Source organism: Acidocella sp. KAb 2-4 (genome assembly GCF_020567705.1).
Classification (GTDB): Bacteria; Pseudomonadota; Alphaproteobacteria; order Acetobacterales; family Acetobacteraceae; genus Acidocella.
In genome coordinates, this window is sequence record NZ_JAJDJU010000004.1 from 163713 (window position 1) to 170749 (window position 7037).

A 7037-nucleotide genomic window follows, 5' to 3' on the forward strand; every position below is an offset into this window, starting at 1 on the left:
TTGCTTGAGCAGCTGCCGCCCTTCCCCACAAACACCAACTTCCACCGGCGTTTAGAAAAATTTACGACGTTTAATATTCTTGTATCCTTGCTGGCGCGAAAAAACCTTGATTTTCGTCAATGCCGACAAAGCTTAATTCTGTGTAAATTGAAATTCAAGACAACAATTTATACGGGCCGGAAATAGTCCCGTTAAAAAGGCATGATAAGCAAATAGGAGGCTCTAGCCATGTCGCTGCGACAATTAAGGAAGTTGGCTCTGTCAGCAACTCTCTTGGCTCCAGTCATGCTTGGCGGCGTTATGGCAGGGCCGGCTTATGCTGGTCCGCAGCCAAAGCCCGCGCCATCGGTGTTGCGCGTTTCCGTCCATGTGGGCCTTGAGACGCTCGACCCGATCGCGACCACGGCCTATATCGACCGGACCCACGGCTATCTGGTCTATGACACGCTTTTTGCCCTGGACAAGAACCTCCAACCACAACCTCAGATGGTTGATCGCTGGACAGTATCCCCCGACCAGAAGACCTGGACGTTCGTGCTGCGTGACGGGCTGAAATGGAGCGACGGCACCGATGTCACCGCGGCGGATTGCGTTGCCTCGCTTGAACGCTGGGGCAAGCGCGACGGCATGGGGCAACAGCTCTTCTCCGATATCACCAGCCTGACGGCGAGCGATAACAAGACAATCGTGATGCAACTGAAGGCGCCGGACGATATGGTGCTCTACTCGCTTGGTAAGTTGTCATCGAACGTGCCGTTTATGATGCCTGCCCGCATCGCTCAAACAAGCCCTTACGTCTCGATCAAGGATCCCACAGGTTCCGGTCCGTATATGTTTGTCATGAAGGATTGGGTGCCCGGCGAAAAGGCGGTTTACGTTAAAAATCCCTATTACACGCCGCGATCGGGCGCGCCTTCATTGGCCGCCGGGGCGAAAATAGCGCAAGCCGACAAAATCGAATTGATCCATTACACGGATCCAAAGGCAGCCGCCAAGGCCTTGATGAATGGATATGTGCAATACGACGAATCTCCGCCGATGAGCGTCGTCCCTATGCTAGAGGCGGATCAGAATATCGTGGTCGAGCCGACATCCCCACCCGGGTCGGTCGGCATGATGCGTTTCAACACAACAATTCCTCCCTTCAATAATCCAGCCATCCGCCGCGCCGTGCTCGAGGCTATCGACCAGACAGCCTATATGAAGGCGGCCTTTGGCAGCGATCCGCGCTGGTGGCGGACGTGTTACTCCATCTTCCCCTGCGGCACGCCATATGCCACGGATGCGGGCAATTGGATCATGAAAATGGCCAATCCCCAGGCAGCTCGCTATGCACTGGAAAAAGCCGGATATAAGGATACGCCGGTGGTGGTGCTCGATCCGGTTGACATACCCGTGTTAGCCGCATTTACAGATGTCACCGTAAAAATGCTGAAAGATATCGGCATGACCGTCAAGGTTGAGAACATGACCTGGGAGGAAATGCTGAAACGCCGGACCAACCAGGGCGCAGAAAACGGCTGGAACGTGTTCGATACTTGGTGGATCGCGGATGATATCGCGACGCCGCAGGCAATCGCGTATTCAGGCGATCCGAAAACCGGCTGGGTTGGCTGGCCGAATGATCCGAAACTTGAAGCTGATCGTGCCGCATTTGTCGAAGCGACGACCTTGGCTGACCAGCAAGCGAAGGCCGGATTGGTTCAGCAGGACGTGTTGAATGATGCGACCGTGGGCATCCTTGGGCAGTTCTTCGAACCAATCGCGTTCAACAAGAGTGTGTCTGGCCTGACCACACCAGTTCAGTTCTTCTGGGAAATGACCCCCTGAAAAATCGCCATGCCCACTTACATATCGGCCCAGTGCGCTGGGCCGATATGTTTTTATGTCCCAAAACAGAAATCTGCATGCCACGGCGAAGATGTCGGCATCGGACATCAACTTCGGCCATAGCTCTACGACGCCATCAGCAGCGGCCCGACGAGCCCGCGCTTCGCAATGTTTGGATCAGCACCAACCGGGCGAGGCATTGCCAGTGCCCACCATCGCGACAACCGATGACGGCCTGATCACGCCCACGAAGAAGCACGCCGCCTGTACCTGAGTGAGTATGATGCATGCGGCAGGGCCGCCATGTTTGCCGCGCCGCGGCAGAGGGCTTATGAGCCTTCCGCACGCCCCGCAGACATGAGAGACAAATGATTCGCCTGGATAATATTAGCAAGCAGAACGGCTCACGCCTGATTTTCATCGAGGCTTCGGCCGCTTTGCAAAAGGGCGAGAAGATCGGCCTGGTCGGCCCCAACGGGGCGGGCAAATCCACCCTGTTCCGGCTGATCACAGGGCAGGAGCAGGCCGATGAGGGGCAGATCCTGGTCGATAAGGGCGTGAGCATCGGGCTATTCAGCCAGGATGTCGGCGAAATGGCCGGGCGCAGCGCCGTGGCCGAGGTGATGGACGGCGCCGGGCCGGTGAGCGAGGTGGCGGCCGAGCTGGCCACGCTGGAAGCGGCCATGGCCGACCCTGAACAATTCGACCAGCTGGACAAGATTTTGGAGCGCTTCGGCGAGGTGCAGACGCGCTTCGAGGAACTCGGCGGCTATGCGCTGGAGGCCAAGGCCCGCGAAGTGCTGCACGGGCTCGGCTTCTCGCAGGAGATGATGGATGGCGATGTCGGCCTGCTTTCCGGCGGCTGGAAAATGCGCGTGGCCCTGGCCCGCATCCTGCTCATGCGCCCGGATGTGATGCTGCTCGACGAGCCGAGCAACCATCTCGACCTGGAAAGCCTAATCTGGCTGGAGCAATTCCTGGCCGGGTATGACGGCGCGCTGCTGATGACCTCGCATGACCGCGAATTCATGAACCGTGTGGTCAACAAGGTCATCGAGATCGATGCCGGCAACCTCACCAGCTTCTCCGGTAATTATGAATTCTACGCCACCCAGGCGGCGCTGAACGAGAAACAGCAGCAGGCGCAATTTGAGCGCCAGCAGGCGATGCTGGCCAAGGAGATCGCCTTCATCGAGCGCTTCAAGGCCCGCGCCAGCCACGCCGCCCAAGTGCAGAGCCGGGTAAAGAAGCTGGACAAGATCGAGCGGGTGGACCCGCCCAAGCGCCGCCAGACCATCGAGTTCGAGTTCAAGCCCGCGCCGCGCTCGGGCGATGACGTCGCCAATCTGCGAGGCGTGAGCAAAGCCTATGGCAGCAAGGTGATCTATGACGGGCTGGATCTGCTGATCCGCCGCAAGGAGCGCTGCTGCGTGCTGGGCATCAATGGCGCGGGCAAATCCACCCTGCTCAAACTCGTCACCGGCACCGCCGCGCCGGATGCGGGAAGCGTGACCTTGGGCGGCAGCGTGAAGCTGGGTTACTTCGCCCAGCACGCCATGGACCTGCTCGATGGCAGCGCCACCGTGTTCGAGGCGCTGGACGCCGCTTTCCCCCATGCCGGGCAAGGTGTGCTGCGCAACCTGGCCGGGGCGTTCGGGTTTTCGGGCGATGAGGTGGAGAAGCGCGTGCGCGTGCTCTCGGGCGGCGAGAAGGCGCGGCTGGTGATGGCGATGATGCTGTTCGACCCGCCGAACTTCCTGGTGCTGGACGAGCCGACCAACCATCTGGACCTCGGGACCAAGGAGATGCTGATCAAGGCGCTCGCGAATTACGAGGGCACCATGCTGTTCGTGTCTCACGACCGGCATTTCCTGGCGGCGCTGTCCAACCGCGTGCTGGAGCTCACGCCCGAGGGTATCCATCAATATGACGGAGGTTACATCGAATACGTGGCACGCACCGGGCAGGAGGCGCCGGGGCTGCACGCCTGAGGCTGAGTGCGGGGTGAGCATAGTGTGACGAGGCCACTTGACCAAAGATCATATTTCCATAAATATGGAATTATGGATAAAACAGACGTCATCGCCGCTCTCGCCGCTTTGGCCCAGGAGACCCGGCTGGATATTTTCCGCCTACTTGTGCAAGCCGGGCCGGCGGGATTGCCGGCCGGACAATTGGGCGAGCGTCTGGCCCTGCCTGCGGCCACGCTGTCTTTCCACCTCAAGGAATTGCGCCATGCCGGGCTGGTGAGCTTCCAGCGCGAAAGCCGGTCGCTGATTTATTCGGCCGAATTCGCTAACATGAATGCCTTGTTGGCTTATCTCACCGAAAATTGCTGCCAGGGTGATACCGCCGCCTGCGGCCCCAGCCTTTGCGATGGCGCCAAGCTCATCAAACCCGCGATGGGGACACCGGCATGACCAAGCGGCCTTTCAATGTGCTGTTTCTATGCACGGGAAATTCGGCGCGCAGCATCATGGCCGAGGCGCTGCTGAACCATTGGGGACAGGGCAAGTTCCGGGCGTACAGCGCGGGCAGCCACCCGAAGGGCGTCGTACAGCCCGGCGCCCTGTCGCTGCTGGCCTCGCTTGGTCTGCCGACCGAGGGGCTGCGCAGCAAAAATTGGGAGGAGTTTGCCAAACCCGGCGCGCCGGAGATGGATTTCATCTTCACGCTTTGCGACCAAGCGGCGGGCGAAGCGTGCCCGGCTTGGCCGGGGCAGCCGGTTACCGCGCATTGGGGGCAGCCCGACCCCGCCGCCGTGCAAGGTTCCGCGATGGAAAAGGCGCAAGCCTATCGCGACGCGCTGCGCATGCTGGAGAATCGTATCAAGATTTTCGTTGTTTTGCCCTTCGAGTCTTTGGACCGCATCGCGCTCGCCCAGCGCAGCGCGGCCATTGGCCGAATGACGCCAGACCAAACCGGGACGCCCGGTTGACCCTCTCTTTTCCACCACGCGGATAACAGACCATGACCACACCGAAGACCGTGCTCATTCTTTGCACGGGTAATTCCTGCCGCTCGCAGATGGCCGAGGTGATTCTGCGCCACGATCTGCATGGCGCGGTGCGCGCACTTTCGGCGGGAACACGCCCGCAGCCCAAAGTGGCCGAGGGCGCGATTGAAGCCTTGAAACAGGCTGGGTTGCCAGCCGAAGGGCTATACCCCAAGGACATCGATACGATGCTCGGCGAGCCGATCGATCTGGTCGTGACCGTGTGCGACAACGCCAAGGAAACCTGCCCGGTTTTCCCGCGTCCGGTGCCGCGCTTGCATATGGCGTTCCACGACCCGCACGGCGAACCGCTGGAGAGCTTTCTGCGCGTGCGTGACGACATCCGCGCCCGGCTGGTGCCCGCCGTACGCGCCGCCCTCAAACTTTAAGGCCTGCCCAATGTCCGTGCAATGTAACGTTACCGCCAAAGCGGCATCTGGCGCGCCGATGAGCGTGTTTGAACGCTTCCTCACCCTCTGGGTGTTTCTCTGCATCATCGCCGGCATACTGGCGGGGCAGGCCGCGCCTGGGGTGTTTCAGGCGGTCGGCCGCATGCAGATCGCGCAGGTCAATCTGCCGGTTGGGCTGCTGATCTGGGTGATGATCATCCCGATGCTGGTGAAGGTCGATTTCGGCGCGCTGCACGAGGTGCGGCAACATGTGCGGGGCATCGGCGTCACCTTGTTCGTCAACTGGCTGGTGAAGCCGTTCTCGATGGCGCTGCTGGCTTCGCTGTTCATCGGGCATCTGTTCCGCCCGCTCCTGCCGGCGGGGCAGATCGACAGCTATATCGCCGGGCTGATTCTGCTCGCCGCGGCGCCGTGCACGGCTATGGTGTTCGTCTGGAGCCGGCTTACCAATGGCGATCCGCTGTTCACGCTGTCTCAGGTCGCGCTCAACGATACCATCATGGTCTTCGCCTTCGCGCCCATCGTGGGGCTGCTGCTGGGGCTGTCATCCATCACCGTGCCCTGGGCAACGCTGCTCACCTCAGTCGTGCTCTACATCGTGATTCCGGTGATCATCGCACAATTCTGGCGGCGCGCTCTGCTCAAGCGCGGCCAGGCGGGTTTCGACGCGGCCATGGCCAAGATCGGGCCCTGGTCGATCCTCGCCCTGTTGCTTACGCTGGTGCTGCTATTCGCTTTCCAGGGGGCGGCCATCATCGCGCAGCCGCTGGTTATCGTGCTCCTGGCCGTGCCGATTTTGGTGCAGGTCTTCTTCAATGCCGCCCTCGCCTATGGGCTCAACCGCGCCGTTGGCGAGGCGCACAATATCGCCTGCCCCTCAGCGCTGATCGGCGCGTCGAATTTCTTCGAGTTGGCGGTGGCGGCGGCGATCAGCCTGTTCGGTTTCAATTCCGGCGCGGCGCTGGCCACGGTAGTCGGCGTGTTGATCGAGGTGCCGGTGATGCTGCTGGTGGTCAGGATCGTGATCGCATCCAAGAGCTGGTATGATGACGGCCGCGCGGGAGCGCTGAAAAAGCGCGTATAAAGTTATTTTATCGCGGCGACTTTTCTTACACAGGCCGAGACTGCCAAAAAAAGGCGGCGCAAAACTGCGCCGCCGAGGTCAGGGAGATCAATGTCCAAAAGCAGGAAGACAAGTAATCCTGTAGCGCTATCTGTACGTCAGGACTTCGCTCCTACAGCAGCGCCGATTTAACAGGGCTGCAATGACAATTTTCTGACCCTCACCGATTTTGAACCCGTCTCAGCGCTTGCCGACAAAAGCGTTCTGATTATCCGGATTGCCGCCCTGATTGGACGCCGGAACCACGTCGAACCCGACGGGAACCGGGGCATTCTCGACCGCGCGGCCGTGCAGGACCGGGGCATTCTGCGCACCGGCGTCAGGGGCCAGCTGCTGAACAGGCGCATTGACGGCGAGTTCGCCAACGCGGGCCTGAGCCGCCAGCGGCGCGAAAGACGCGGCAAAAATGGCGACAGAAACAAACTTCGTGAAACGTGACATGATAAAAGTCCTTCGTTCGAAAGGGCGATCGCGCCCTGCGACAGACGACGATGTATGGTAAACGAGGCTGTCACTCAACACTTGGAAGAACGTATTCTGGCCAAGAGAGGCATGCGTAAAACGCATGTTAAAATGGGTGATATGCGTTTTTATCACGTCACTCGGCGCAATAATGGCAGAATCGGTTCTATTTAATCTTATCGGGCGCCCGGAGGTGATCGTCCGGCAACAGACCAGA

At 60.0% G+C, this 7037-nt stretch carries 7 protein-coding genes; 6 read left to right on the plus strand and 1 reads right to left on the minus strand.

From position 1 onward, the window contains the following. Positions 1–228 precede the first annotated feature (228 nt). The 6 genes from LI953_RS04990 (at position 229) to arsB (ending at position 6319) form a co-directional block, all read left to right on the plus strand. On the plus strand, positions 229–1830 hold the full coding sequence (locus tag LI953_RS04990; protein ID WP_227074931.1) for an ABC transporter substrate-binding protein: 1602 nt from the start codon (positions 229–231) through the stop codon (positions 1828–1830). Between the two features lie 368 nt (positions 1831–2198). Next, on the plus strand, positions 2199–3821 hold the full coding sequence (locus LI953_RS04995) for an ABC-F family ATP-binding cassette domain-containing protein (protein WP_227074932.1): 1623 nt from the start codon (positions 2199–2201) through the stop codon (positions 3819–3821). A gap of 72 nt (positions 3822–3893) precedes the next feature. Next, positions 3894–4250 (plus strand): helix-turn-helix transcriptional regulator, encoded by a 357-nt coding sequence (locus LI953_RS05000; protein WP_227074933.1) that lies wholly within the window; start codon positions 3894–3896, stop codon positions 4248–4250. Continuing rightward, the gene (locus tag LI953_RS05005; protein ID WP_227074934.1) at positions 4247–4768 is read left to right on the plus strand and encodes an arsenate reductase ArsC; all 522 of its coding nucleotides are present in this window, start codon (positions 4247–4249) and stop codon (positions 4766–4768) included. Before LI953_RS05000 ends, LI953_RS05005 begins: the two co-directional genes overlap by 4 nt. Positions 4769–4800: 32 nt before the next feature. Further along, on the plus strand, positions 4801–5214 hold the full coding sequence (locus LI953_RS05010; RefSeq protein ID WP_227074935.1) for an arsenate reductase ArsC: 414 nt from the start codon (positions 4801–4803) through the stop codon (positions 5212–5214). Between the two features lie 10 nt (positions 5215–5224). Next, positions 5225–6319 carry an ACR3 family arsenite efflux transporter gene (arsB, locus tag LI953_RS05015; RefSeq protein ID WP_227074936.1) on the plus strand — a complete coding sequence of 365 codons (1095 nt, stop codon included), beginning with the start codon at positions 5225–5227 and terminating at the stop codon, positions 6317–6319. A gap of 219 nt (positions 6320–6538) precedes the next feature. On the opposite strand, the gene LI953_RS05020 is transcribed toward arsB, so the two are convergent. Next, the coding region (locus tag LI953_RS05020) for a hypothetical protein (RefSeq protein ID WP_227074937.1) at positions 6539–7037 on the minus strand (499 nt) is incomplete at its 5' end.

Bases quoted from the DNA above. Each gene is read 5' to 3' on its own strand.
- LI953_RS04990 (WP_227074931.1), top strand. From the start codon at position 229: ATGTCGCTGCGACAATTAAGGAAGTTGGCTCTGTCAGCAACTCTCTTG.
- LI953_RS04995 (WP_227074932.1), top strand. From the start codon at position 2,199: ATGATTCGCCTGGATAATATTAGCAAGCAGAACGGCTCACGCCTGATT.
- LI953_RS05000 (WP_227074933.1), top strand. From the start codon at position 3,894: ATGGATAAAACAGACGTCATCGCCGCTCTCGCCGCTTTGGCCCAGGAG.
- LI953_RS05005 (WP_227074934.1), top strand. From the start codon at position 4,247: ATGACCAAGCGGCCTTTCAATGTGCTGTTTCTATGCACGGGAAATTCG.
- LI953_RS05010 (WP_227074935.1), top strand. From the start codon at position 4,801: ATGACCACACCGAAGACCGTGCTCATTCTTTGCACGGGTAATTCCTGC.
- arsB (WP_227074936.1), top strand. From the start codon at position 5,225: ATGTCCGTGCAATGTAACGTTACCGCCAAAGCGGCATCTGGCGCGCCG.